Annotated in this window: 26 protein-coding genes; 22 read left to right on the top strand and 4 right to left on the bottom strand. The window is 63.6% G+C overall.

Features of this window, described 5'->3' with window-relative positions; all coding sequences use genetic code 11:
- Position 1: 1 nt before the first annotated feature.
- The 16 genes from AB0H22_RS02870 (at position 2) to rplO (ending at position 12,604) form a co-directional block, all read left to right on the top strand.
- Positions 2 to 1,348 (top strand): MFS transporter, encoded by a 1,347-nt coding sequence (locus AB0H22_RS02870; RefSeq protein WP_180748669.1) that lies wholly within the window; start codon positions 2 to 4, stop codon positions 1,346 to 1,348.
- Between the two features lie 203 nt (positions 1,349 to 1,551).
- A complete protein-coding gene (gene rplN / locus AB0H22_RS02865) occupies positions 1,552 to 1,920 on the top strand; it encodes a 50S ribosomal protein L14 (protein ID WP_180748668.1) in 369 nt (122 codons plus the stop codon).
- Entirely contained in the window at positions 1,921 to 2,238 is a 318-nt protein-coding gene (gene rplX / locus AB0H22_RS02860; RefSeq protein ID WP_180748667.1) for a 50S ribosomal protein L24, read from the top strand.
- A complete protein-coding gene (gene rplE, locus AB0H22_RS02855) occupies positions 2,238 to 2,837 on the top strand; it encodes a 50S ribosomal protein L5 (protein ID WP_180748666.1) in 600 nt (199 codons plus the stop codon). Before rplX ends, rplE begins: the two co-directional genes overlap by 1 nt.
- Positions 2,838 to 3,023: a type Z 30S ribosomal protein S14 gene (locus AB0H22_RS02850; protein ID WP_078297704.1), complete on the top strand. Its 186-nt coding sequence runs from the start codon at positions 2,838 to 2,840 to the stop codon at positions 3,021 to 3,023.
- A gap of 115 nt (positions 3,024 to 3,138) precedes the next feature.
- Positions 3,139 to 4,650 (top strand): carboxylesterase family protein, encoded by a 1,512-nt coding sequence (locus AB0H22_RS02845; protein WP_358144635.1) that lies wholly within the window; start codon positions 3,139 to 3,141, stop codon positions 4,648 to 4,650.
- 48 nt (positions 4,651 to 4,698) lie between these two features.
- Positions 4,699 to 6,714: an acyltransferase family protein gene (locus tag AB0H22_RS02840; protein WP_358144633.1), complete on the top strand. Its 2,016-nt coding sequence runs from the start codon at positions 4,699 to 4,701 to the stop codon at positions 6,712 to 6,714.
- 465 nt (positions 6,715 to 7,179) lie between these two features.
- The gene (locus tag AB0H22_RS02835) at positions 7,180 to 7,695 is read left to right on the top strand and encodes a hypothetical protein (protein ID WP_358146024.1); all 516 of its coding nucleotides are present in this window, start codon (positions 7,180 to 7,182) and stop codon (positions 7,693 to 7,695) included.
- A 57-nt stretch (positions 7,696 to 7,752) separates the two neighbouring features.
- Positions 7,753 to 9,105, top strand: coding sequence for an NADP-specific glutamate dehydrogenase (gene gdhA / locus AB0H22_RS02830; RefSeq protein ID WP_358144631.1), 1,353 nt, complete (start codon positions 7,753 to 7,755; stop codon positions 9,103 to 9,105).
- A 56-nt stretch (positions 9,106 to 9,161) separates the two neighbouring features.
- A complete protein-coding gene (locus tag AB0H22_RS02825; RefSeq protein ID WP_358144629.1) occupies positions 9,162 to 9,653 on the top strand; it encodes a hypothetical protein in 492 nt (163 codons plus the stop codon).
- 277 nt (positions 9,654 to 9,930) lie between these two features.
- Complete coding sequence (rpsH, locus tag AB0H22_RS02820) at positions 9,931 to 10,329, top strand: 30S ribosomal protein S8 (protein ID WP_180748661.1); 399 nt, start codon at positions 9,931 to 9,933, stop codon at positions 10,327 to 10,329.
- A 15-nt stretch (positions 10,330 to 10,344) separates the two neighbouring features.
- A complete protein-coding gene (rplF, locus tag AB0H22_RS02815; protein WP_180748660.1) occupies positions 10,345 to 10,884 on the top strand; it encodes a 50S ribosomal protein L6 in 540 nt (179 codons plus the stop codon).
- A 2-nt stretch (positions 10,885 to 10,886) separates the two neighbouring features.
- Complete coding sequence (gene rplR, locus AB0H22_RS02810) at positions 10,887 to 11,294, top strand: 50S ribosomal protein L18 (protein WP_180748659.1); 408 nt, start codon at positions 10,887 to 10,889, stop codon at positions 11,292 to 11,294.
- 28 nt (positions 11,295 to 11,322) lie between these two features.
- The gene (rpsE, locus tag AB0H22_RS02805; RefSeq protein ID WP_180748658.1) at positions 11,323 to 11,988 is read left to right on the top strand and encodes a 30S ribosomal protein S5; all 666 of its coding nucleotides are present in this window, start codon (positions 11,323 to 11,325) and stop codon (positions 11,986 to 11,988) included.
- Positions 11,981 to 12,163, top strand: coding sequence for a 50S ribosomal protein L30 (rpmD, locus tag AB0H22_RS02800; RefSeq protein WP_180748657.1), 183 nt, complete (start codon positions 11,981 to 11,983; stop codon positions 12,161 to 12,163). Before rpsE ends, rpmD begins: the two co-directional genes overlap by 8 nt.
- Positions 12,164 to 12,604: a 50S ribosomal protein L15 gene (rplO, locus tag AB0H22_RS02795; RefSeq protein ID WP_180748656.1), complete on the top strand. Its 441-nt coding sequence runs from the start codon at positions 12,164 to 12,166 to the stop codon at positions 12,602 to 12,604.
- 141 nt (positions 12,605 to 12,745) lie between these two features.
- Here the strand turns inward: rplO and AB0H22_RS02790 are convergent, their stop codons facing one another.
- Together AB0H22_RS02790 and AB0H22_RS02785 are read right to left on the bottom strand one after the other, a co-directional pair.
- Entirely contained in the window at positions 12,746 to 13,549 is an 804-nt protein-coding gene (locus AB0H22_RS02790) for a hypothetical protein (RefSeq protein ID WP_358144625.1), read from the bottom strand.
- 11 nt (positions 13,550 to 13,560) lie between these two features.
- A complete protein-coding gene (locus AB0H22_RS02785) occupies positions 13,561 to 15,123 on the bottom strand; it encodes a sensor domain-containing protein (protein ID WP_358144623.1) in 1,563 nt (520 codons plus the stop codon).
- A gap of 105 nt (positions 15,124 to 15,228) precedes the next feature.
- Between AB0H22_RS02785 and sppA the strand changes: the two genes are divergently transcribed.
- Positions 15,229 to 16,980 (top strand): signal peptide peptidase SppA, encoded by a 1,752-nt coding sequence (gene sppA, locus AB0H22_RS02780; protein WP_358144621.1) that lies wholly within the window; start codon positions 15,229 to 15,231, stop codon positions 16,978 to 16,980.
- Positions 16,981 to 17,063: 83 nt separating this feature from the next.
- The gene (locus AB0H22_RS02775) at positions 17,064 to 18,203 is read left to right on the top strand and encodes an AI-2E family transporter (protein WP_358144619.1); all 1,140 of its coding nucleotides are present in this window, start codon (positions 17,064 to 17,066) and stop codon (positions 18,201 to 18,203) included.
- Here AB0H22_RS02775 and AB0H22_RS02770 read toward each other — a convergent pair.
- Positions 18,200 to 19,117, bottom strand: coding sequence for a class I SAM-dependent methyltransferase (locus tag AB0H22_RS02770; RefSeq protein ID WP_358144617.1), 918 nt, complete (start codon positions 19,115 to 19,117; stop codon positions 18,200 to 18,202). The two genes, AB0H22_RS02775 and AB0H22_RS02770, sit on opposite strands and share 4 nt — an antisense overlap.
- A 213-nt stretch (positions 19,118 to 19,330) precedes the next feature.
- On the opposite strand from AB0H22_RS02770, the gene AB0H22_RS02765 reads away from it, so the two are divergent.
- The 4 genes from AB0H22_RS02765 (at position 19,331) to map (ending at position 23,402) form a co-directional block, all read left to right on the top strand.
- Positions 19,331 to 20,584: an HAD family hydrolase gene (locus AB0H22_RS02765; RefSeq protein ID WP_358146022.1), complete on the top strand. Its 1,254-nt coding sequence runs from the start codon at positions 19,331 to 19,333 to the stop codon at positions 20,582 to 20,584.
- Between the two features lie 141 nt (positions 20,585 to 20,725).
- Positions 20,726 to 22,054: a preprotein translocase subunit SecY gene (secY, locus tag AB0H22_RS02760; RefSeq protein WP_180748650.1), complete on the top strand. Its 1,329-nt coding sequence runs from the start codon at positions 20,726 to 20,728 to the stop codon at positions 22,052 to 22,054.
- Positions 22,051 to 22,596, top strand: coding sequence for an adenylate kinase (locus AB0H22_RS02755; RefSeq protein ID WP_180748649.1), 546 nt, complete (start codon positions 22,051 to 22,053; stop codon positions 22,594 to 22,596). Before secY ends, AB0H22_RS02755 begins: the two co-directional genes overlap by 4 nt.
- An 11-nt stretch (positions 22,597 to 22,607) precedes the next feature.
- Positions 22,608 to 23,402, top strand: coding sequence for a type I methionyl aminopeptidase (gene map / locus AB0H22_RS02750; protein WP_180748648.1), 795 nt, complete (start codon positions 22,608 to 22,610; stop codon positions 23,400 to 23,402).
- A gap of 11 nt (positions 23,403 to 23,413) precedes the next feature.
- On the opposite strand, the gene AB0H22_RS02745 is transcribed toward map, so the two are convergent.
- A complete protein-coding gene (locus AB0H22_RS02745) occupies positions 23,414 to 24,289 on the bottom strand; it encodes a DUF4190 domain-containing protein (RefSeq protein WP_358144614.1) in 876 nt (291 codons plus the stop codon).
- Positions 24,290 to 24,327 lie beyond the last annotated feature (38 nt).

Genomic DNA, 24,327 nt, shown 5'->3' with positions numbered 1-24,327 from the left:
CATGACCGTTTCGACCGCTAGCGCGCCAACGCCCTCGGGTCGGGCCGAAACCCGTCGCGCCATCTGGAACACCATCAGGGGTTCGTCGGGCAATCTCGTCGAGTGGTACGACGTCTACGTCTACACCGTCTTCGCGATGTACTTCGAGAAGCAGTTCTTCGACGAAGCCGATGAGAACTCGACGATCTACGTCTACGCGATCTTCGCCGTCACTTTCATCACCCGACCGCTGGGATCGTGGTTCTTCGGCCGGTTCGCCGACCGGCACGGCCGCCGCGCGGCTCTGACGTTCAGCGTTTCGCTGATGGCGGCCTGCTCGCTGGCAATCGCGCTGGTTCCATCGCGTACCAGTATCGGGATGGCCGCGCCGATCGCTTTGATCCTGTGCCGGCTCGTTCAAGGATTCGCGACAGGTGGCGAGTACGGCACTTCTGCCACCTACATGTCCGAGGCCGCGACGCGTGAGCGACGCGGGTTCTTCTCGTCCTTCCAATACGTGACCCTGGTGGGTGGTCATGTGCTCGCCCAGCTCACGCTGCTGATCATCCTGACGGTCTTCGACAATGAGCAGGTTCACGAGTTCGGTTGGCGCATAGCCTTTGCCGTCGGAGGTGTGGCCGCGATCGTCGTGTACTGGTTGCGGCGCACCATGGACGAATCCCTGAGCGCCGAACAGCTCGCCGCCATCGAGTCCGGTGAGGACAACAGCGCGGGATCGATGCGGGAGCTGCTCACCCGGTACTGGAAACCGCTGCTGCTGTGTTTCCTCATCACTATGGGTGGCACCCTCGCGTTCTACACCTACAGCGTCAACGCCCCAGCGATCGTCAAGGCCGCCTACAAGGACCAGGCGATGACGGCCACCTGGATCAACCTCTTCGGGCTCATCTTCCTGATGCTGCTGCAGCCCATCGGCGGAATCATCAGCGACAAGGTTGGCCGCAAACCGCTGTTGCTCTGGTTCGGATTCGGCGGGCTCTTCTACACCTACGTGCTCATCACGTATCTGCCCCAGACGCATTCGCCGATCGCGTCATTCCTCTTGGTCGCCGGCGCCTACGTGGTCTTGACCGGCTACACGTCGATTAACGCACTGGTTAAGTCCGAGCTCTTCCCCTCGCATGTACGGGCGCTGGGGGTGGGTGTCGGCTATGCGCTCGCGAACTCGGTGTTCGGCGGGACGGCACCGCTGATCTATCAGGCGCTGAAGGCGCACGGTCAGGTGCCGTTATTCATTGCATATGTGACGGTGTGCATCGCGATCTCATTGGTGGTCTACCTGTTCTTCCTCAAGAACAAGTCGGAGACCTACCTGGACCGCGAGCAAGGCTCGGCGTTCTCGCGCTGACTCCCGCGATGGTCGGATTTGTATCCGACCTGCAGGTTCGCCTACACTAGGGCGGTTGTCTTGTGGGTGCTTGGCGCCCGAGGACAGGTAGGCATTCCCACCAGGTGAAACCCGGGGATGGCGCTTGCCCTGAGGCAACGTGACCGCGTGCGTCGGGTCGGTATCCGCCGCACATCCAAATCCAGGTCAATTAGGAGAGACCAGTGATTCAGCAGGAGTCACGGCTGAAGGTCGCCGATAACACCGGTGCCAAGGAAATCTTGTGCATCCGCGTGCTCGGTGGCTCAGGGCGACGCTATGCGGGAATCGGGGACATCATTGTGGCGACCGTCAAGGACGCCATTCCCGGAGGCACCGTCAAGCGTGGTGACGTCGTCAAGGCCGTCATAGTCCGCACCGTCAAAGAGCGTCGTCGCCCGGATGGCAGCTACATCAAGTTCGATGAGAACGCCGCCGTCATCATCAAGGCCGACAATGACCCGCGTGGCACCCGTATCTTTGGGCCCGTCGGTCGTGAGCTGCGCGAGAAGAAGTTCATGAAGATCGTTTCGCTCGCCCCGGAGGTGCTGTAAATGAAGGTGCACAAGGGTGACAGCGTTCTCGTCATCGCTGGTAAGGACAAGGGTGCCAAGGGCAAGGTCATCGCGGCCTACCCCGAGCGCAACCGGGTCCTTGTCGAGGGCGTGAACCGGATCAAGAAGCACACAGCCGTATCCACCAACCAGCGCGGTGCGCAGTCCGGCGGCATCGTCACGCAGGAGGCCGCCATCCACGTATCGAACGTGATGGTGATCGACTCCGACGGCAAGCCGACCCGCATCGGCTACCGCATCGACGAAGAGACCGGCAAAAAGGTCCGCATCTCCCGCCGCAACGGGAAGGACATCTGATGACCACTGTAGAAGACACAGCAAACACCTCGAAGGCTCAGCCCCGTCTGAAGACGCGCTACCGCGAAGAGATCAAGACCGCGCTGAACGACGAGTTCAACTACGCCAACGTGATGCAGATCCCGGGCGTCCTGAAGGTCGTCGTCAACATGGGTGTCGGCGACGCTGCCCGTGACGCCAAGCTCATCAACGGCGCCGTCACCGACCTGGCCCTGATCACCGGCCAGAAGCCGGAGATTCGCAAGGCCCGCAAGTCCATCGCTCAGTTCAAGCTGCGCGAGGGCATGCCGATCGGTGCCCGCGTCACGCTGCGCGGCGACCGTATGTGGGAGTTCCTGGACCGTCTCGTGTCCATCGCGCTGCCGCGTATCCGTGACTTCCGCGGCTTGTCACCCAAGCAGTTCGACGGCAAGGGCAACTACACCTTCGGTCTCACCGAGCAGTCGATGTTCCACGAGATCGACGTGGACTCCATCGACCGCCCGCGGGGCATGGACATCACCGTCGTCACCTCGGCGACCAACGACGACGAGGGGCGGGCGCTGCTGCGGCAACTCGGCTTCCCCTTCAAAGAACTTGAGCAGGGAGCGAAGAAGTAGATGGCGAAGACTGCGCTGGTCAATAAGGCCAACAAGAAGCCCAAGTTCGCGGTGCGCGGGTACACCCGGTGCAACCGGTGTGGACGCCCGCACGCCGTGTTCCGCAAGTTCGGCCTGTGCCGAATCTGCTTGCGGGAGATGGCACACGCCGGCGAGCTGCCCGGCATCCGCAAGAGCAGCTGGTAAACCTCTGCACAATAGGCCGGGACTTTAGAGTCCCGGCCTATTGGCGTCTCACCGTCCGGAAGCCCCATGGCCGTTACGCTTGCGCCCGTGCCACAGAATGTTCGGTGCGCGTGACATGACCCGGCTGTTGTTGGTTGTGCTGGTGGTCCTCGCATCGGTGTCGTGCAGCCCAAAGGCGGTGGACCCGACGATCGTCAACACCAGTGCGGGAGCCGTACGCGGGCACGTTGACGATGAGGTACGTGTCTTCAAGGCAATCCCTTACGCCGCACCGCCGGTGGGCCCGCGGCGATTCGCAGAACCGGGGCCTGTCTCATCGTGGACGGGTATCCGTGATGCGACGGGGTCGGGTGTGGAATGCCCGCAGCCCGGCACCGAAAGCGACCTGACACAGAACGAGGACTGCCTGGTCCTCAACGTCGCCACGCCCCGGCATATCCAGGGGAAGGCGCCCGTACTGGTGTGGATACACGGCGGCGCCTTTGTGGCCGGGAACGGATTTGGCTACGACGCGCGAAAATTGGCTGCCCAGGGTGGAATCGTCGTCGTCACCATCAACTATCGGCTTGGGACGTTGGGATTTCTGGCGGCTCATGGCCTATCTGATGCGATCGGCAACTACGGTCTCCTGGATCAGGAAGCCGCGCTGCGTTGGGTGCGTGACAACATAGCCGAGTTTGGAGGCGATCCCCGGCAGGTAACCGTCGGTGGCCAGTCTGCGGGCGGGGTGTCGGTGTGCGACCTATTGGCGGCACCGAGTGCCGCGGGATTGTTTCGATCCGCGATCTTGGAGAGTGCTCCATGCCAGGCTCAGGCCTCTGTCTCGGGAGCCGTCCGCGATAGTGCGACGTTTATGGCAGAGGTCGGATGCCCAGTCGGGCCCGATAGTGCCCGGTGTCTGCGGGCACTATCGGTTGACGCATTGCGCGATTCTCCGCAATTCAGCGGCATAGGACTACCGGTGAGTCCGGTAACGGGGACGCGAGAACTTCCGGTGCCGCCATTGGATGCTTTCACCAGCGGCTTCACCGCCGCCGTCCCTGTGCTTATCGGGAGTAATGCCAACGAGGCCACGGTGTTTCAGGCCCAACAGCACCAGCACACACCCGCGCCCCGCGGCGACGAGGAATACCGGCATGCGCTCGAAAGCAAGTACGGGGACAAGGCAACCGAACTTGCAGGGCGATACCCACTATCCGACTATGGCGGAAATGTACTTGCTGCGCTCGCCGCAATCGACACCGATAACAGCTATGCGTGCCCGACACTCGACATGGCCGAGGCGTTGGGGAGAAGCGGGCCGGTGTATGCCTACGAATTTGCCGACCCGGCCGCGCCGGTAGATTCGCAGTATCAGGACGCACCGCTGCCGTTGGGCGCTTCGCATGGTTCCGAGTTGGGGTATCTCTTCGATATGTCCAGACCGTTGAGCCAGGAATCCGCAGCGTTGTCCACGCAGATGATCAGGTATTGGGCGCAGTTCGTGAAGACCGGGAATCCCAACATAGCGGGTCAACCACAATGGCCCAGATACGTGCCCGGAGGAGCATTCCTGCGCCTGGCACCACCGATGTCGAAGCCAATGGAGGGCTTCGTCAACAGTCATCAGTGCGGTTTCTGGCGATAGCCACCGCTCCCGACATATCTGGGAACGCCCGTCATCTAGACTCAGCCGGTGATTGACCGCCGTCAGGACATTCAAGGCCTGCGAGCGGTAGCGGTTCTCCTGGTTGTCGCGTACCACTGCGGTCTACCTGTTTCCGGTGGATTTGTCGGTGTCGACGTCTTCTTCGTCATCTCCGGATTCGTCATCACGCGACTGCTGCTGCGCGAGGCGGACGAGGACGGAAACATCAACCTCCGGCGCTTCTACACGCGCCGGGTACGGCGACTCTTGCCTGCGCTCGCCCTCTTGATTGTCGTGGTGCTGCCGGTGACGGCGGTCGTTCAAAGCCCGCTCGGATCAATGCAAGTCGCGGCGCGAACGGCCGCCGCGGCGGCGTTGTTCGTTTCGAACGCGGTGCTGTTTCTGGAACCCTCGGGTTACTTCGCGGCGCCGGCAGCGATGAACCCGTTCCTGCACACCTGGTCGTTGGCCGTCGAAGAGCAGTTCTATCTCATTTTCCCGGGTGTGATGGTGTTGGCGGCATATGTGGCAACGCGGCGCCGGGCCAGTCGGCGTCGCGTCACGTTCGCGCTACTTCTTGTGCTGTCGGCCCTCTCGTTCCTCCTCGCGATGCACCTGACGACGACCGATGGATTTCCGTTCCATGCGCACAATGCGGCTTTCTCTTTCTATAGCTCGCCCACGCGTGCATGGGAATTCGGTATGGGCGCGCTGATCGCGCTGGGCGAAGGCCGGATACAGAGATGGGGTCGCCGGGCTGCGCTACCGGTAGCGGTCCTTGGTGCGGCCGGTGTCACCTGGGCTGCCGTGGCGATCACCGCCGCGGACCCCTTTCCGGGTTTCAATGCACTGATCCCAGTAGTGGGCTCGGGCCTGTTGATCATCGCCGGATCAATATCCTCGCGGCAGCCAATCAGCTGGGTGCTGTCATCGGTACCGATGCAGTGGATCGGGGATCTGTCCTACAGCTGGTACCTCTGGCACTGGCCCGTGATCGTCTTCGCCAACAACGTGTTGAGCACCGAATATCACTGGCTGTTGCCCTGCGCGGGCGTGCTGTCGTTGCTACCCGCGTGGTTGTCGAAACGCTATGTCGAAGACCCGATTCGGACGGGGCGGAAACTGGCTGATCTTCGTGCGTCGCGGCTGGTGGCCGTGTCCGTCGGATTGGCGGTGATCGTTTCGGCGGTGACATTCGGTGCCGCGCAGATAGCCACACCGGAGATTCGTGATGCTCGCGCGCAACGAGCGGCCCATCTGGATGTGGGCAGAGGATGCATCGGCAACATGCCGGATGAGGAAAGGACCCGCCTTCGTTGCCTGTGGCCCGAAGGTGGAGAGGTCAATGCACGGTCAGTCGTTCTCATCGGTGACTCCAACGCCGGTCAGTTCGCCGAGGCGCTCATCCCGGCGGCCACACAGCAAAATCGGACGACGATCCTTGCGACGAACGCCGCCTGCCCGTTCGTCGAGCTCGTCCTGGATCCTGCGCCGCCCGGCTGTATCGATTTCGTGGAGCGCTGGCTCCGTGCACTCGCGGATGTTCGGCCCGGTTTGGTGGTGATTGCCTCTGCCTCGAGCGATTACTTCCTAGCCGATCAACATGTCCGGTTCCGGTTACCGCACGCCGAGGAATGGACCGAAGATGACGCCGGCAAGGGCCGGTTGTGGCAGCAGGGGATAGCCGCGGTCCTGCAAAAGCTGGCGGTGGCGCATGTCCCGGTCGTCGTCGTGCACACCCTGCCGCATTTCGTGAACTGGGACCTCTACAAATGTCCGGGGTACGAGGTCTGGGTGTCGCCTTCCCGCTGTGGTCGCAGCACAGGTTTGGCGGAGACTCAGCGGCAACAGAACACCGCCACCTTGGCCGAACGGCGTGCCGCCAATGGACTTCTTGGAGTGTCCACTGTTGATCTGGGTCCGACGATCTGTCCAGACGGGGTATGTCGCACCAATGACGGATCACGATGGGTGGCCCGCGATGGTGGGCACATCACCGTGGGCGAAGCGCAACGGCTGCAGTCGGAGTTCACGCGTCTCATCGCTGAGCACGCCCGCTCATGAGTCGGCGGACATCACGAGTGTCGCTGGTCGTGACCGCCCACTAGGCATCGAATGCCGACTCGGGCCCATCCTCCGGCGGCGTTCCCGATGGCGATCAGCAACCTTCAATACTGTGCCGGAGAGTTGGTCTTCGCTGAGACGCGCACCGGTATCGATTCCTGGTCGCGTGTCACAGTTATTTGCTATGAATTGAGCAACCTGGCTGTTCAGTGCCGGAATTGCCGACCGCCCTTGCGGCTAATCCAGCCCATACCGTCTCCAAAGTCTCACGGTGATGTTGCGCACGATTTCGCATCGCGCGCCAGATGGTTGAGTTAGCGGCGGCCGCACGGCTGGTATACCTTTGTGATACCGCATTGCTGATACATCGGCAGCGGCTCGACAAACTCGCTGATCTGGAGGGTTAGGTAGCGAGAGACGTCGAAGAATTCATGCCTGAGCAAAGTATGACGAATGGACAAACCGATGCAGGTCTCGCAGGGTCGACGAGAAATCTCCAAGGTACGGGTACGTAGAACCGGTGCCGCTGCGCTCGCGGCGCTGGCGCTCGTGGCGCTTCCCGGTGTGGCGAGTGCCGACCCCGAGGTGCTGCAATCCGGTGACGGCTTGCGTTTCGAGACGACCAGCACGCCGCAGCCCGAAGGGCAGACAACCACCATCACCGTGCGCAGTGGCGACGGCAAGGTTGTGCAGACGATCTCCGAACCCTTCAAGGGCTGGCTCGGCGGTGCTGCCGTCGAGTTGCGCGATCTCGACCAGGACGGGCGTGACGATCTGCTCGTCCAGGTCGACGCGCGCGTGAAGGACGGGAAATGGGCGATCTGGCACGCCGCGGGTAGCAACCCGAAGCTGTCACGCGTCGGCGTCGTCGACGGGCATCCGGAGAGTGCCGGACCCGGTCTGATCAAGGCGGATACCGAGCAGGGCACGTTGTTCTACATCATCAAGGGCAATGCGCTGGCTCCCGCTCCCGCTGCGTAGCCTCGGGGTTTGATGCCGCGTCGTTAGCCAAATGTGCTGTGGTGCACCCTATTAGGTATGCCAGAGACTCTGCATCCCGTCTTCCAGCCGCGTTTCGAGACCGTTCTCGCGCGTAACCCCGGAGAGGCGGAGTTCCAGCAGGCTGTCTTCGAGGTCATGGCCAGTCTCAGCCCTCTGGTTGGCAACACGCCGGACTACGACCGCTGGTCGATCCTGGAGCGGATCTGTGAGCCGGAGCGGCAGATCATCTTTCGCGTTCCGTGGATCAGGGACGATGGCGCCGTCGAGATCAATCGCGGTTACCGGGTGGAGTTCAACTCCGCGCTGGGACCGTACAAGGGCGGTCTGCGCTTCCACCCGAGCGTGAACCTGTCGATCGTGAAGTTCCTCGGCTTCGAGCAGATGTTCAAGAACGCGCTTACCGGGCTCCCGATTGGTGGCGGCAAGGGTGGAGCCGATTTCGACCCCAAGGGCCGCTCCGACGCCGAGATCATGCGGTTCTGCCAGTCATTCATGACCGAGCTGTACCGACATATCGGTGAATACACCGATGTCCCCGCCGGTGACATCGGGGTGGGCCAGCGCGAGATCGGATATCTTTTCGGACACTACAAGCGCATCACCAATCGCTACGAATCCGGTGTGCTGACGGGTAAAGGGTTGCCCTGGGGCGGATCCCAGGTGCGCACCGAAGCCACCGGATATGGCGTTGTGCTTTTCGCGCAGGAGATGCTGGCGACGCGCGCGCAGTCCCTGTCCGGAAAGACCGTCGTGGTGTCGGGCGCGGGGAACGTCGCGATCTATGCCGTCGAGAAGGCCCAGCAGCTGGGTGCGAAAGTCATCGCCTGCTCGGATAGCGACGGCTACATCGTCGACGAACGCGGACTGAATCTCGAACTCCTCAAGGAGATCAAGGAGGTTCGGCGGGGTCGGCTCTCCGAATACGTCGAGGCGCATGGTGGGGGAGCACGCCAGGTCACCGACGGAACCCTCTGGGAGGTTCCCTGCCAGGTCGCGTTGCCCTGCGCCACTCAGAACGAACTCGACGGCAAGGACGCCCGCCGGCTTATCGGGAACGGCGTGCAACTCATCGCCGAGGGAGCCAACATGCCGTGCACCCCCGAGGCGGTGAAGTACTTCCAGGAATCAGGGGTGCTCTACGCGCCGGGCAAGGCGTCGAACGCCGGTGGGGTGGCGACCAGCGCGCTGGAAATGCAACAGAACGCCAGCCGCGACTCGTGGTCCTTCGAGGCGACGGAGGCCCGCCTGCGATCGATCATGCAATCGATCCACGCCACCTGCGTCGAAACCGCGGATCACTACGGGGACCCGGGGAACTACGTGACGGGCGCCAACCTCGCCGGGTATACGAGGGTTGCCGATGCGATGGTCGCTCTCGGCGTGATCTGACGATCACGTTCGATCGTTCGGGTCCCGTCGTGCACGCGCTGTGTTATCAGTGACATATGCGCAGGTGTGGTGGGCTGGCACTCGCGGCTGTGGCGTCATTGTTCAGTGCCGGTTTGGCGCACGCCGACAGGCCAGAGCCGGTGCCGCTGTACGGCACCTATGACACCTACCTGGACCATTCTCGGCAGACGTTCGAGGGCAGACCCGATGCCTCGGCCCCTTCGACGCAGGCGGCGAGCTTCACCACCACCTGCGGTGCGCGGGGATGCGTGGCGCATTGGCTGCGACTGGCCGAGCTGGCGGACAATCCCAATGCGCCGGCGCTCTTCGACTACCGGTGGAACGGTGATCGGTGGGAGTCGGCCGCGGACTATCCGTTCCATTGCAGCGACGGCCGTCCGGTGACCGCTGCCAGGTTCGACTTCTTGGTGCCCAACGGCGATGGCAGCTTTGCGGGGGAACGGACGTTCACCGTGGGCGCACCGGGGTGTCCAGATGACGGTCCCGGCACCTATTGGCTGCCGTTCACGTTGACACCCACCGGGTGATGAACCCACCATCGGCGGGCCGCGCTCACCGATTTGGTCCGTAGGTCCAGGTCACCTACACTTAACCGGTTGCCCGGGCTGTGTTTCGCCTATGGCCGGTCGGCATGTGCTGGTTTTGTTGGGACAGCACTGCTGATGCACGACCCCTGACCGAACCCGGTCAGATACGGAAGATCACTTCGCAGTAGGCCCACCGTGCGATGTACCAGGCCCTTACGGGAACCGGTACGAGCATGCTGCATGGGAACCGCAGCGAGAAAGGTTGATGGACTCTGTCATGACTATGACTGATCCGATCGCAGACTTTCTGACACGTCTGCGCAATGCCAACTCGGCATACCACGATGAGGTGACCCTGCCGCACTCGAAGATCAAGGCCAATATCGCCGAGATCCTCAAGCGCGAGGGCTACATCACCGATTACCGCACCGAGGACGCCCGCGTGGGCAAGAGCCTGGTTGTCTCGCTCAAGTACGGCCCCAGCCGTGAGCGCAGCATCGCCGGCCTGCGCCGCGTGTCGAAGCCCGGCCTGCGTGTGTATGCAAAATCCACCAGTCTGCCCAAGGTTCTCGGCGGCCTCGGCGTGGCGATCATCTCCACGTCCACTGGTCTACTCACCGATCGCCAAGCAGCCCGACAAGGCGTGGGCGGCGAAGTCCTCGCGTTCGTCTGGTAGGGGAGGACTTAAAAAATGTCGCGTATTGGTAAGCAACCGGTGCTGATTCCTTCCGGAGTGGACGTCAACATCGACGGCCAGAACGTCTCCGTCAAGGGCTCCAAAGGCACCCTCGAACTGACAGTGAGCGAGCCGATCTCGGTGTCGCGCAATGACGATGGCGCCATCGTGGTCAGCCGCCCGGATGACGAGCGGCGCAACCGCTCGCTACACGGCCTGTCTCGCACCCTGATCGCCAACCTGGTGACCGGTGTGACCCAGGGCTACACCACCAAGATGGAGATCTTCGGCGTGGGTTACCGCGTCGTCGCCAAGGGATCGAACCTGGAGTTCGCGCTCGGTTACAGCCACCCCGTGCTGATCGAGGCACCCGAGGGCATCACGTTCGCGGTCGAGACCCCCACCAAGTTCTCGGTCAGCGGAATCGACAAGCAGAAGGTTGGCCAGATCTCGGCCAACATCCGCCGCCTGCGTCGCCCCGACCCCTATAAGGGCAAGGGCATTCGCTACGAGGGTGAGCAGATCCGCCGCAAGGTCGGAAAGACAGGTAAGTGACCATGGCTCAAACGAAGACAGAAGCGAAGCAGCACGAGCCCGTCGGCAAGAGTGTTTCGGAGGCGCGTCGCACTTCGCGTCTGCGCCGCCACGCACGTCTGCGCAAGAAGGTGTCCGGTACGGACGCGCGGCCGCGTCTGGTCGTCAACCGTTCGGCCCGCCACATTCATGTGCAGCTGGTCAACGATCTCACCGGGACCACCCTGGCCGCGGCTTCGTCCGTCGAGCCCGACGTGCAAGCGGTGGACGGCGACAAGAAGGCGCGCAGCGCCCGGGTCGGTCAGCTGATCGCCGAGCGTGCCAAGGCAGCCGGTGTGGACACCGTGGTCTTCGACCGCGGCGGCTACACCTACGGTGGCCGGATCGCGGCACTCGCCGACGCCGCCCGCGAGAGCGGGCTGGTGTTCTGATGTTCGAGACTTTCAACGGAAGGAATGCATGATGGCGCAGCGCAATACTGGCGCTCCTGGCGCCGCAGGCGGCCCCAGTGACGGTCGCGACGGCGGCCGCGGACGTCGTGACAACCGTGACGACCGTCGTGGTGGCCGCGATAACGCCGAGAAGAGCAACCATATCGAGCGCGTCGTCACCATCAACCGCGTCTCCAAGGTGGTCAAGGGTGGTCGCCGGTTCAGCTTCACCGCACTGGTGATCGTTGGCGACGGCAACGGCCTGGTAGGCGTTGGCTACGGCAAGGCCAAGGAAGTTCCGGCTGCCATCGCCAAGGGTGTGGACGAGGCTCGCAAGAACTTCTTCCGCGTTCCGCTTATCGGTGGCACCATCGTCCACCCGGTTCAGGGCGAGGATGCGGCTGGCGTCGTCATGCTGCGGCCGGCTTCCGCCGGTACCGGTGTGATCGCCGGTGGCGCCGCCCGCGCAGTGTTGGAATGCGCTGGAGTGCACGACATCCTGGCCAAGTCGCTGGGTAGCGACAACGCCATCAACGTGGTCCACGCAACCGTCGCGGCGCTCAAGGCACTGCAGCGCCCCGAAGAGGTTGCGGCCCGGCGCGGTCTGCCCATCGAAGATGTGGCACCGGCCGGCATGCTCCGGGCCCGCGCCGAGTTCGCAGCTGCAGCAGCACAGGGAGGCAGCCATGGCTGATCTGTTGATCACCCAGGTGCGCGGCACCATCGGAACCCGGTGGAACCAGCGCGAATCGTTGAAGACACTGGGACTGCGCAAGATTCGCCAGACCGTTGTCCGTGAGGACAACGCGCAGACCCGCGGCCTGCTCCAGGTGGTTCGCCACCTGGTCACCGTCGAGGACGTGAAGTAAATGACTATCAAATTGCATCATCTGCGCCCAGCCCCCGGCTCCAAGACCGAGCGCACCCGCGTCGGTCGCGGTGAGGGGTCCAAGGGTAAGACCGCCGGCCGCGGCACCAAGGGCACCAAGGCACGCAAGAACGTGCCGGCGACCTTTGAGGGTGGGCAGATGCCCATCCACATGCGGCTGCCGAAGCTCAAGGGCTTCAAGAACCGCTTCCGCACCGAGTACCAGGTGGTGAACGTCCGCGATATCGAGCGGCTGTTCCCCGAGGGTGGCGACGTCACCATCGAGGATCTGGTGAACAAGGGTGCGGTCCGCAAGAACCAGCTGGTTAAGGTGCTCGGCAACGGCGACCTCACGGTCAAGGTGTCGGTGACCGCCAACAAGTTCAGCGACGCGGCCCGCGAGAAGATCACTGCCGTAGGCGGATCGATCAACGCGGTCTAGTACCCACTTATCAGCAAGGGCGTCCACCTCAGGGTGGGCGCCCTTACTGTTTCGCCGAGCGTGAAGCTATGGCGGGATATCGGCCGATTCGTCGCCATCGCTTCACGCTCGGCGCTCATGTGGAGCGGCAGGCACGTCCGGCTAGCGTTTCTTGTAGATGTCGGCGACCCAGGATTGCTTGCAGAATCGGTCCTGTGCGGACGGTGGGTCGATGCCGGCCTCCGTCAACGCCTGGTTCCTTTTCTGGGCTTGTCCCGGGGGATCGTCGTCGTAATTGAAGGAGCACAACGTGTTTCCGTTGGTGTACCAGGTGCGGGCGGGATCCGCGGGATCCGGCCAATCCGCCGCTTGCACGAAGAGGGAACCGAGCTCCACCACCTTGTCATTGACGAATCGGTAGAGGGAAACCCTTCCTGATCCGGCACCGGTACTGGCATAGAACGCGGTGAAGCGCTCATCGGTTATCCGGAACTCGGGATAACCGAACACCTGTCCCGCTCGGGAGAAGTTCCCCGAATCCTTGTTCACCCGCCACACATCCAGGACGTCGCCGTCGGAGCCGACGTTGTCGACCACCACCAACTCGTCGCGGCCGTCTTGGTCGAGGTCGGCAAGAAGAGGCGGCGTTCGTTCCGGTTTGTTGACGGGAACGGTAAAGGTCTGCCGCTCAGTCCCATTGGGTTCGTACACCTTGATGGTGGTGGGGGGTGTGCCCAGCACCTCTAACGTGAGCTTCGCCGAATCCTTGGATCGCAGCACGCACTGCAGCGCCGGATCCGGATCGGGTTCGATGGCCTGCGGCTTGATCGACGAACACAGTGGCAGCGAGTCCAGTCGATTGGGCGCTGAGCTCGTGGACGTTTCAGTGTGCTGGATACCGCCGTGGGTGCATGCCGTCAGGGTTAACCCCATGACGAAAAGCGCTGCGGTACGCCACTTCGTCATGTCAACACACGTCACCGTGTGCCCTGGCGATAGAGCCCCGCCACCCACGGCTGTAGGCAGAAATGTTCCTCGGCCGTCGCCGGGTCGACACCCGCCGCGCGCAGCGCGTCCATTCGCGACCCGAGTGCCCCCGGCGGGTCATCGGATAAGTTCATCGCGCATTTGACGTTGGCATTCAGACGCCACTTCGGATCGAGCGGCTTGTTGTCCACTCGTCTTTCGGTGTCCAGCAGCGCCAGCACCGCCAGTTTGTTGTCGACGAACCGGAAGAGGGCCGCCACCCCGGCGTCGGCGCCGTTGCGCGAGAAGATTCCGATGAATCGATCGGACGTCATCCAGAATCGCGGGACACCGAATATTGTTCCGGCCATATCGAATTGATCAGAATTCGGCCGCGGTCGCCACACGTCCATGAGGTCACCGGCTGGGTCGCCGGTCGCCCTGACCACCAGCAGCTCTTCGCGCTTGTCCTGGTCCAGATCCTGTAGTAACGGCAGGCGCTGCTGAAAGATCGGGTTGGGCACGCGGATGGATTGCAGCTGAGCGCCGTTGCCGTTGAACACCCGGATGGTCCCCGCGGGGGTGCCCAGCACCTCGAAGATCACGCCGCTGCCATCAGAGGTGCGGATTGTGCAGTCGAGCGTCGGATCCGGCTGCGGATTCCCAGGTTTAAGCGCAGCGGTATCGCAGCCGGTCAGTCCGGCCAACCGGCCGGCGTTCTGCTCGGGGGGCGGCGGGGCATGCTTTGCGTTGGCGATGCTGGTGGCCATCAGCTGGTCCAGCAGGCCGGCGTCCACCTGGTCGGTGCCTTCCACCTCGAACACCACCGAACGCACTCGTGCGAGCAGAATGCGCTGACCGCGCACTCCCAACGACTCCTTACCGGCTGACGCGTCGTCCAGATCGGTACTCGCACTGGTGTATACGTAGGTCTGTACGCCCTCGACGATCGGCCCGGGGGCGAAGGTGTCGGTGACATGCCGATTCCGCACATCCGGCTTCGCGAACGTCGGAAACGCCTTGTCGTACTGGCCGCACTTCTTGATCCAGTCGGTGGTCGACGCGAACACGTCGGTGCTCTCGCGCTCACGGTTGACCGTCACGATGATGTGATTGCCGGCGGGGTCCGCCTCGTGGAATGTCGAGGCCGCGTAGTACAGGTTCCAGTCCGAACCGTCGGGAGCCCTCGAAAAGGACTTGCCGAAGGGTGTGTACAGGCATTCGGGCGGACGTGTTTCACCATCCGTTTGGCCATGCAGTCCGAGCCCGGACCCGTCGTCGGAGGCGATATCGGTGGGACGGGTCAGCCCGGGCGCGGGGAAGTCGGTGGCCACCGGCAGCAGACTTGCCAGTTCTGCGTTGTTTCGCCCACCCAGATCCGTGTGGTTGGGGTGGAACTTGCCTCGGTACTCGGGGAACAACCCGGGATAGCTGCGGGCGGGCGCCGCTGCCGTCCTCGATGTCGACTGTGACGGTGTCATATCTCGTGACCCGGAAGTGTCGATGCACCCGGACACCATGGTCACCGCGAGTAATGCAGCGACCTGCGCCGTCACCTTCTGTACACGTCTCATCGTTGCCCCTCCGCCAGCGAATGGCTCAGACCCTACGCGCCGCGTGATTCAGCAGCGCGGATTTGTAGCCGGGAGTATCGCCGCATTCGTGGGTACGCTCAAGGCATGTTCGCCTTCACCGCACCCACGGACGTCCGCGATCTCCTGGCCAAGGTTGACACCGCACGTCACCGGGGTGTGCCCCGGGACTGCATTCTGGAACTCGATCTGCTCGAGGTGCCGCCGGAAACCGTCAACTTCGATCCGCTGGGTCTGGTGTTTTCGGGCGCGAGCAGGCCGCTGTCGCTGCGGCACACCATCGCCGCCGTCCACCGCGCGATCGATGATCCGCGGGTCGCCGGTCTTATCGCGCGTGTGCAGATCCCACCCGCCGCGGCCGGAGCCGTGCAGGAGCTACGGGCCGCCATCGAGGCGTTCAGTGCGGTCAAACCCAGCCTGGCATGGTCGGAGACCTATCCGGGCACGCTCGCCTACTACCTGGCATCGGCGTTCCGTGAGGTGTGGATGCAGCCCTCCGGCACCGTGGGGCTCATCGGATTTGCGGCCAGCGGTACCTTCCTGCGCGGTGCCCTGGACAAGGCCGGTGTGCAGGCGCAATTCCTCGCTCGTGGTCAATACAAGTCGGCGGCAAATCTTTTCACCGAGGACGGCTACACCGACGCGCAGCGGGAAGCCGACGGGCGGCTGCTGGAGAGCCTGTCCGAACAGGTTCGCGACGGCGTCGCGGCATCGCGCAAGCTCGATCCGGCCGATGTGGACGTCCTGGCAGACCGGGCGCCGCTGCGCCGCACCGATGCGGTCTCGGGTGGGCTCGTGGACCGTATCGGCTACCGCGATGAGGCGTATGCGCGCATCGGCGAACTGACTGGGGGACAAGGGGACACCGAGCTCCCGCTGCTTTATCTGGCGCGCTACGCCAGGGCCACCCGCCCGCAGGTGCCGAGCCTTCCATCCCTGCCCGGTCGTTCGTCGCGGCCGACCATCGGCGTGGTCTCCTTGACGGGAGCGATCGCGAGCGGCCGCAGCGGACCAAGGCTCTTTCCGCCGGGACCGGCGAGCGGAGGCGATGTGATCGCCGACGCGCTGCGGGATGCCGTCGCCGACGATTCGGTGGCCGCCATCGTGTTGCGCGTGGACAGCCCCGGCGGATCGGTTAACGGATCGGAAACGATTTGGCGAGAAGTGGTCCGCGCACGGGAGGCCGGTAAGCCGGTCGTGGTATCCATGGGAGCGGTAGCCGGGTCGGGCGGCTACTACGTTGCCATGAGTGCGGATGCGATCATCGCCAATCCGGGAACCATCACCGGGTCCATCGGGGTTATCACCGGAAAATTTATCACCCGAGGACTTAAGGAGAAGCTCGGTGTCGCGTCGGACACCTTGCGCACCAACGCCAATGCCGACGCGTGGTCCAGTAATGAACCGTTCACCGACGAGCAGCGCGATCTCGTCGAGGCCGAGATCGATATGCACTACGACGACTTCGTGCAGCGGGTCGCCGATGGACGAAAGCTCACCGTCGATGCCGTGAAAGCGGTTGCACAGGGCCGGATCTGGACGGGCAAGGATGCGCTGGAGCACGGTCTGGTCGATGAGCTCGGCGGGTTCCGCGAGGCGGTGGCCAAGGCCAAGGAACTCGCGGATATCGACGCCGACGACGAGGTTCGGATCCTGAACTTCCCGAGCTCACCGCTATCCTCCATGCTGCGGCAGCGGGCCTCGTCCCAGCCTGCCGCTGCGGCCCTCACCGATGCGATGCTGGGTCGAGTGGCGCAGCTGGCTCTGGAGACGGTGCAACGCGCTCAGCGATCCGTCGGCAGTGTCCAGGCGATGGTGTTGGGCGACTACCGCTTCTAGTCGCGCCGCACGCGTATTTCGCCGGGGCCGGCGACGGCACCGACTAACGTGTCGTGTGCAGCTGCCCGCGGAAGGGGTCTGGCGTGAACACCGAACTGACCGTATTTCAGAAGCGTGTGCTCGCTGTCCTCACCGGTTTGGGCATCGTCTTCGGCATCTACTTTCTGCGTGGCTACTTCATCCTGATGGTCGTCGCAGCGGTGGCCGCGTACCTGTTCACACCGCTGTACCGACGACTGGGCCAGCGGTTCGGCTCGGGCATCGCCGCAACATTGACACTGTTATCCGCGCTGGGATCGGTTGTGGTGCCGGTGGGTGCGCTGGTTTTCGTTGCAACCGTTCAGATCACCCGCATGGTCGAGAGCGTCTCGAACTGGGTGGGAGACACCGATATGACCACACTCGGGCAGAAGGCGCTCGCGGTGGTCAACGACGTATTGGCCCGAATTCCGTTCGTACATGTCCAGTTGACTCCGGATGCGCTGCGGCAGTCGATCGCATCCTTGGCGGAGAACGTGGGTCAAGGGCTGCTGCAGGTGCTCCAGAGCGCCGTCGGCAGCGTCGCGTCGGCGGTCGCGGCATCCATCATCTTCCTGTACGTGTTCGTGTCGCTCTTGGTCAAGCAGGACAAGGTGCTCACCCTGCTGCGACAGCTCAATCCGCTGGGGGAGGAGATCACCGACCTGTACCTCGACAAGATCGGGGCGATGGTACGCGGAACGGTCAAGGGACAGTTCGTGATTGCGACGGCGCAGGGGGTTGCAGGTGCCGCGTCGATCTACGTCGCAGGCTTCCGGCAGGGTTTCTTCTTCTTCGCAATACTGCTCACCGCGTTGTCGATCATCCCGCTCGGGGGCGGCATCGTGACGATTCCGTTCGGCATCGGCATGATCATCTTCGGCCACCCCGTCGGCGGACTGTTCGTCATCGCATGGCACATCCTGGTGGTCTCCAATATCGACAATGTGCTGCGCCCCTTCCTCGTGCCGCGTGGCGCACGCTTGGACCCCGCGTTGATGCTCCTGGCGGTCTTCTCGGGTATCGCGGCCTTCGGATTCTGGGGAGTTGTGCTGGGCCCGGTGTTGATGATCGTCATCGTGACCACGATTGACGTGTATCTCGCTGTCTATAAAGGGGTTCCGTTCGAGGGTGCCGACACCGACGAGCCGGAGGCGCCGAGGCGCTCCTGGTGGAAGTGGGGCCGTACGCGCGCGGCGGGCTAGCCCAGCGTGGCGTCGACGTAAATGATGTTAGGGAATATGGTGCGCAGCATTGGGTTCGGCGGTTCCAGACCGAGCCGGGCATACAGCGCGTCGTTCTCCTCGGTCACCACCGTCCAGCCGTGTTCGGCGAGCCAGTCCGCTGCCATTTGGCGCTCGCCGGCGTACACCAGCGACTCCATATCCAAGTCCAATGTGTCCCCGGCGAATTGGCGGGTGAGCTCCCGCGCCTTGGAGAAGTCGGCGGTTTCCAAACCGGGGACCTGCTCGCAGACCAGGCGGCTGCCGGGCGCGCTTAGCTCGGTGATCGAAGCGAACAACCGATCCTGCGCCTCCGGGGGCAGATAGATCAGCAGCCCCTCCGCCGACCACACCGTTGGCTGCCCGGGGTCGAAACCGGCCGCCTGCAACGCGGTTGGCCAGTCGTCGCGCAGATCGATCGCCACGGTCCGTCGATCAGTGCTGGGCGTTGCTCCCAGCTCGGCCAGAGTGTTGGTCTTGAAGGCGATCACCTCCGGCTGGTCGAGCTCGTACACCGTGGTGCCCGCAGGCCAATTCAGACGGTAGGCGCGGGTGTCCAGTCCGGACGCGAGGATGACGACCTGGCGCACCCCGGCGGCGGTGGAGGACTCAAATGCCGAGTCGTAGTACTTGGTGCGGCTTGCCATCCCGTTGGCCATGCCGTCGGCGGTGATGCCGAGCTGTACCAGCCCCGCCAGCTGCTCGGGATCGAAATCCCCTGAGGCCAATCGGGTGAAGTACTCGATGCCGACGGCGCGTACCAGCGGTTCGGCATAGGGATCGTTGATCAGTGCGTTGGGCACATGGCTGGCCAGCGCACGCTGCGCGGCCACCATCGTGGCGGTCGCTCCCACACTCGAAGCCAGATCCCAGCTGTCGTCATCGGTCCGTGCCATCGGAGAATCCTTAGTGGTTGTCATTGGGTTGGCACTGCAGGCGTGCCCCGACCATAGTGCGCCGCAGTCTGCGATTGCGCACGTCCGCCGCTGTGGCCTGCGCGAACACATCTGGTAGCGGGCTGCGGAGATCCCCGATAACTAACCGGAACTGGCGGTGAACGGTCGATGACGGGCCCCGAATCACGGACGCGCGGTGGTAATTTCACCCCGGTGAAGGCATTCGGGTGGCTCGCCGTCGTCGTCCTGTCGGTAGCGGCCTGGAACGGGAGTGCCCCCGCCGCACACGCTGCACCCGGATGCCGTCAGCTGGATGCCGCGCTGCCCTGGTACGGCGATGTCAGGGAACGGCTGCAGGCCGTCATCGACGCCCACAGCACATGCACCGGAACGTGGAAGCGGCCCACACAGGCGGTCGCGCTCTTCGATTGGGACAACACCGAGGTCAAGAACGACATCTCCGATGCCACCCTGGCGTGGATGCTGCGGCACGACAAGATCCGTCAGCCCGCCGACTGGCACGCCACCAGCCGACACATCACCGAGGCCGCGACCACTGCGCTGCGTGAGGCGTGTGGCACCGCAACCCCCGCTGGACGGCCGCTGCCCACCTCCACGAATGTCGCCTGCGCCGACGAGATCCTGGCCGTGCGGGAAGGAAAGACGCATGACGAGCAGGAAGCGTTCAGCGGATACAACCAGCGCTGGAGCAACGGCGCCTACGTGTGGACAGTCGCGCTGACCACTGGATACACCGCCGAGGAGGTCACCGAATTCGCGCAGGCGGCCAAGCGGGAGAACCTGGATGCGCCGATCGGTGCCGAACAGACCATCGGCACTACCACTGTGCCCGGGTATGTGCGGATCTACCCACAGATCAAGGACCTCATCGGCACCCTCCAGGCACACGGCGTCCGCACTTGGGTGATCTCGGCGTCCTCGGAGGTCGTAGCCAAGGTGTGGTCGCCGGAGATCGGCATCCCGACGAACCAGGTGATCGGCGTGCGAAGCGTCTACGACACCAACGGGAAGCAGACCCCGCACGTCAGGGGCTGCGGTGGACAGCCCGATGGCGCTGACACCGTCATCACCTACGTGGATGGCAAACGCTGCTGGGCCAACCAGGTTGTCTTCGGTGTGCAGGGACCCACCGCATTCGAGCCCTTCGACGTCGACAAGCGCCAGATCCTCGCGGCGGGGGACTCGACCACCGACGTCACCTTCGTCGACGACGCCACCGCGGCGCACCTCGCGATCAATCGCGACAAGACCGAACTCATGTGCCGGGCCTACGACAACGCCGACGGCAAGTGGCTGATCAATCCCATGTTCATCGATCCCTATCCGCAGCGTGTGGACCCGTATCTGTGTGCAACCGACGGCCGGACCAACCCGGATGGCAGCACCGGACCGCTGCTCCGCTCCGACGGCACCGTCATCGCCGACCAGAAGGACACCGTCTTCTGACTGGTGTGGCAGCGAACTGTTAGTCTCGTATCCGGCCCGGGCGTGCCCTGACGGCCGCCGAAACGGTTACCCAACGCTGGGATCACCAGCTGATTCATCTTGCAGATCACGTGGCGAGCTGCAGGATGCGCAGGAGGATGTGTGCTTTCCGCTTTTGTCTCTGCTCTCAGGACAGCTGACCTGAGGCGGAAGATCCTCTTCACCATCGGGGTCGTGATCCTTTATCGGATCGGTGCGACCCTCCCGTCTCCCGGTGTGAACTACTCCGCCGTCAAGTACTGCGTCGAGCAGGTGAGTAGTGGCGACTCCGCACAGATTTACTCGCTGATCAACCTGTTCTCGGGTGGCGCGCTGCTACAGCTGTCGGTGTTCGCGGTCGGCGTCATGCCGTATATCACCGCCAGCATCATCGTCCAGCTGCTCACCGTGGTCATTCCTCGGTTCGAGCAGCTGCGCAAGGAAGGCCAGTCCGGCCAGGCCAAGATGACGCAGTACACGCGCTATCTGTCGGTTGCGCTGGGACTGTTGCAGTCCACCTCGATCGTCGCCCTTGGTGCCAGCGGAACCTTGCTGCAGGGCTGTGATCGCAAGACTGAGATTGTCCCGGACCAGTCGATCTTCACGCTGACGGTGATGGTTCTGGTCATGACCGCCGGATCCACCCTGGTGATGTGGCTCGGCGAGATGGTCACCGAGCGCGGAATCGGCAACGGTATGTCGCTGCTGATCTTCGCCGGCATCGCCGCGCGGATTCCGGCGGAGGGCAAGACCATCCTTGACAGCCGCGGTGGTGTCACCTTCGCCGCGGTGTGCGTGGCAGCACTGCTCATCGTGGTCGGTGTGGTGTTCGTCGAACAGGGCCAGCGCCGTATCCCCGTCCAGTACGCCAAACGCATGGTGGGCCGCCGCATGTATGGCGGCACCTCCACCTATCTGCCGTTGAAGGTCAACCAGGCCGGTGTTATCCCGGTGATCTTCGCCTCCTCGCTGCTGTACATCCCGGGTCTCATCACCCAGCTGGTGCGCAGCGGCAAGCAGGATAAGACCGGCTGGTGGGACCGATTCGTCAGCACCTACCTGACCGATCCCAGCAACTACTGGTATGTCTTGATCTACTTCTCGCTCATCGTCTTCTTCACGTTCTTCTACGTGTCGATCACCTTCAACCCCGATGAGCGTGCCGACGAGATGAACAAGTTCGGTGGCTTCATCCCCGGTATCCGCCCCGGTCGGGCGACCGCCGACTACCTGCGCTACGTGCTCAACCGCATCACCTGGCCAGGATCGATCTACCTGGGCATCATTGCGATCCTGCCGAACCTGTTCCTGCAGATCGGGAGCTCGGGCGGCCCGCAGAACCTGCCGTTCGGTGGAACGGCGGTACTGATCATGATCGGCGTCGGTCTCGACACTGTGAAGCAGATCGAAAGCCAGTTGATGCAGCGTAACTACGAAGGGTTCCTGAAGTGAGAGTGGTGTTACTCGGCCCGCCAGGGGCAGGCAAAGGTACGCAGGCGCAACTGATTTCGGAGAAGTTCGGCATTCCGCAGATCTCCACGGGCGACCTGTTCCGATCGAATATCAGCGAGGGCACCGAGCTGGGGATTCAGGCCAAGCAGTACCTGGACGCGGGGGACCTGGTGCCCAGCGAGGTCACCAACAAGATGGTTGAGGCGCGTCTCGACGAGCCCGATGCCGCAGACGGATTCATCCTCGACGGATTCCCGCGCACCGTGGACCAGGCCGATGCGCTGGCCGCGATGGAAGAGGCCCGCGGAGTCAAGATCGACGCCGTGCTGGAGTTCCGGGTGCCGGTGGAAGAGCTCGTGCAGCGACTACTAGGACGTGGCCGCGCCGACGACACCGAAGGCATCATCCGCAACCGCCTCAACGTGTACCGCGACGAGACCGCGCCGCTGCTGGAGTACTACCAGGACGTGCTGCAGACCATTGATGCCGTCGGCACGGTCGACGAGGTCTTCGCACGGACCTCGCAGGCTCTGGGCCGGTAGTAGGAGCACGAGTGGGGCTGTTCGGCCGCAAGAAGACGGTGGAGCAGCGCACCACCGATGAGCTCGATGCCATGGCTGCTGCGGGCGCCATCGTGGGGGCCGCGTTGGTCGCCGTCCGCGATGCCGCCAAGGCCGGTGTCTCGACGCTGGAACTGGACCAGGTTGCCGAGGCCGTGATCCGGGATGCCGGCGCGGTGCCGTCATTTCTGGGCTACCACGGTTTCCCGGCATCCATCTGTTCGTCGGTCAACGACCAAGTGGTCCACGGAATACCTTCGGCGACAGCCATTTTGGTCGACGGCGACTTGGTCTCCATTGATTGCGGGGCGATCCTGGACGGCTGGCACGGGGATTCCGCGTGGACCTTCGCGGTGGGCACCGTCATACCCGTCGATGAAGCGTTATCGACCGCCACTCGGTTGTCCATGGAAGCCGGTATCGCGGCGATGATCCCGGGGAACCGGCTCACCGATGTATCCCACGCGATCGAGCTGGGTACCCGGGCCGCCGAGAAGCAATTCGACCGTGCATTCGGAATCGTGGACGGTTACGGCGGCCACGGCATCGGCCGTTCGATGCACCTGGACCCGTTCCTGCCCAATGAGGGCGCCCCCGGGAAGGGGCCACTCCTCGGGGTGGGGTCGGTGCTTGCCATCGAGCCGATGCTCACGCTCGGCACCACCCAGACTCGGGTGCTGGCCGACGATTGGACCGTCGTCACCACCGACGGTTCTCGGTCCGCGCATTGGGAGCACACGGTGGCCGTCACCGAGGACGGCCCCCGCATCCTGACACTGCGCCCGTAGGCCCAGCGCCCCTAGTTTCCCTTGATGGATTGGGTGCGGTCGGTGGTGAACACAGCCACGCAGGCGATCGACCGGTCACCTTGGGCCCAGGACCGTTTGGTCGGGTAGAGGTAGGTGATCTCGACCCCGTCATCCTCGAAGGCATGGGGCGAGTAAGTCTCCAAGGCTGAGCTGCAGCCCTTATTGCCCTTGTCATCCAGCTCCGACTGCGAGGGAACGGAAGTTCCGGACAGCGGTAGCAGTGCGTAGACCTCAGCCTTGTGCGGCCGTGAGCACGGGATCGCCTTAGTCGTGGTGTAGTAGTCCTTGTCGCCCATGTCGGCGACACAGTCGCCCACACGCAACTTGGTGACGTCCATATCGCCGGACTGGGTGACATGCCCGGATTCGTCGCGTTTGGGCTGGTTGCTGACACCCACCGCGATAACAACAACCCAGACGGCGATCCACACGAATCCGAGCACGATGCCCGCGATCGCCAGACCGCGACCGTTCTGGCCGGTTCGTTTGATCTGGTTCAGGCCGACGAATCCGAAGATCACGCCAAGGATGCCGGCGCAGATCGGAAGGATGCCGAAAACCAGGGCTGCGATGGAAAATCCGTTGGTGCCCCGTGCGGCCTCGATCGGGGGGTACGCCCCCGGCGCGGGATATCCGTACGGCGCGGCCGGCGGTGGATACCCGGCAGGTGGTGGGTATCCCACCGGGTCGGTCTGCGGGTACGGCGGGTAGGGAACGGCGCCGGCAGGGCCGGCCGGCGGAATGGGTGGATATCCGCCCACCGGCGGTGGCCCGACCGGTGGATATCCAGGGCCCGTCGGCGTCGGGTACGGCGGAAACTCCGACCCGGGATCCGAGGGTGGCGGCCCGGCAGGCGGTTGCGTCATGTAGGGACTTTAGCAAACACGTGGTAGATGTCGGTGAG

The organism is Mycobacterium sp. NPDC050853, assembly GCF_040653875.1.
In the GTDB taxonomy this organism is placed as follows: Bacteria; Actinomycetota; Actinomycetes; order Mycobacteriales; family Mycobacteriaceae; genus Mycobacterium.
The sequence above is the reverse complement of the archived record's forward strand: the minus strand, read 5'-3'. Positions and strand labels throughout refer to the sequence as shown.

Excerpts from the sequence above, each read along its gene's own strand:
- AB0H22_RS02870 (WP_180748669.1), top strand. The coding sequence starts at position 2 with ATGACCGTTTCGACCGCTAGCGCGCCAACGCCCTCGGGTCGGGCCGAA.
- rplX (WP_180748667.1), top strand. The coding sequence starts at position 1,921 with ATGAAGGTGCACAAGGGTGACAGCGTTCTCGTCATCGCTGGTAAGGAC.
- rplE (WP_180748666.1), top strand. The coding sequence starts at position 2,238 with ATGACCACTGTAGAAGACACAGCAAACACCTCGAAGGCTCAGCCCCGT.
- AB0H22_RS02850 (WP_078297704.1), top strand. The coding sequence starts at position 2,838 with ATGGCGAAGACTGCGCTGGTCAATAAGGCCAACAAGAAGCCCAAGTTC.
- AB0H22_RS02845 (WP_358144635.1), top strand. The coding sequence starts at position 3,139 with ATGACCCGGCTGTTGTTGGTTGTGCTGGTGGTCCTCGCATCGGTGTCG.
- AB0H22_RS02835 (WP_358146024.1), top strand. The coding sequence starts at position 7,180 with ATGCAGGTCTCGCAGGGTCGACGAGAAATCTCCAAGGTACGGGTACGT.
- gdhA (WP_358144631.1), top strand. The coding sequence starts at position 7,753 with ATGCCAGAGACTCTGCATCCCGTCTTCCAGCCGCGTTTCGAGACCGTT.
- AB0H22_RS02825 (WP_358144629.1), top strand. The coding sequence starts at position 9,162 with ATGCGCAGGTGTGGTGGGCTGGCACTCGCGGCTGTGGCGTCATTGTTC.
- rpsH (WP_180748661.1), top strand. The coding sequence starts at position 9,931 with ATGACTATGACTGATCCGATCGCAGACTTTCTGACACGTCTGCGCAAT.
- rplF (WP_180748660.1), top strand. The coding sequence starts at position 10,345 with ATGTCGCGTATTGGTAAGCAACCGGTGCTGATTCCTTCCGGAGTGGAC.
- rplR (WP_180748659.1), top strand. The coding sequence starts at position 10,887 with ATGGCTCAAACGAAGACAGAAGCGAAGCAGCACGAGCCCGTCGGCAAG.
- rpsE (WP_180748658.1), top strand. The coding sequence starts at position 11,323 with ATGATGGCGCAGCGCAATACTGGCGCTCCTGGCGCCGCAGGCGGCCCC.
- rpmD (WP_180748657.1), top strand. The coding sequence starts at position 11,981 with ATGGCTGATCTGTTGATCACCCAGGTGCGCGGCACCATCGGAACCCGG.
- rplO (WP_180748656.1), top strand. The coding sequence starts at position 12,164 with ATGACTATCAAATTGCATCATCTGCGCCCAGCCCCCGGCTCCAAGACC.
- AB0H22_RS02790 (WP_358144625.1), bottom strand. The coding sequence starts at position 13,549 with ATGACGAAGTGGCGTACCGCAGCGCTTTTCGTCATGGGGTTAACCCTG.
- AB0H22_RS02785 (WP_358144623.1), bottom strand. The coding sequence starts at position 15,123 with ATGAGACGTGTACAGAAGGTGACGGCGCAGGTCGCTGCATTACTCGCG.
- sppA (WP_358144621.1), top strand. The coding sequence starts at position 15,229 with ATGTTCGCCTTCACCGCACCCACGGACGTCCGCGATCTCCTGGCCAAG.
- AB0H22_RS02770 (WP_358144617.1), bottom strand. The coding sequence starts at position 19,117 with ATGGCACGGACCGATGACGACAGCTGGGATCTGGCTTCGAGTGTGGGA.
- AB0H22_RS02745 (WP_358144614.1), bottom strand. The coding sequence starts at position 24,289 with ATGACGCAACCGCCTGCCGGGCCGCCACCCTCGGATCCCGGGTCGGAG.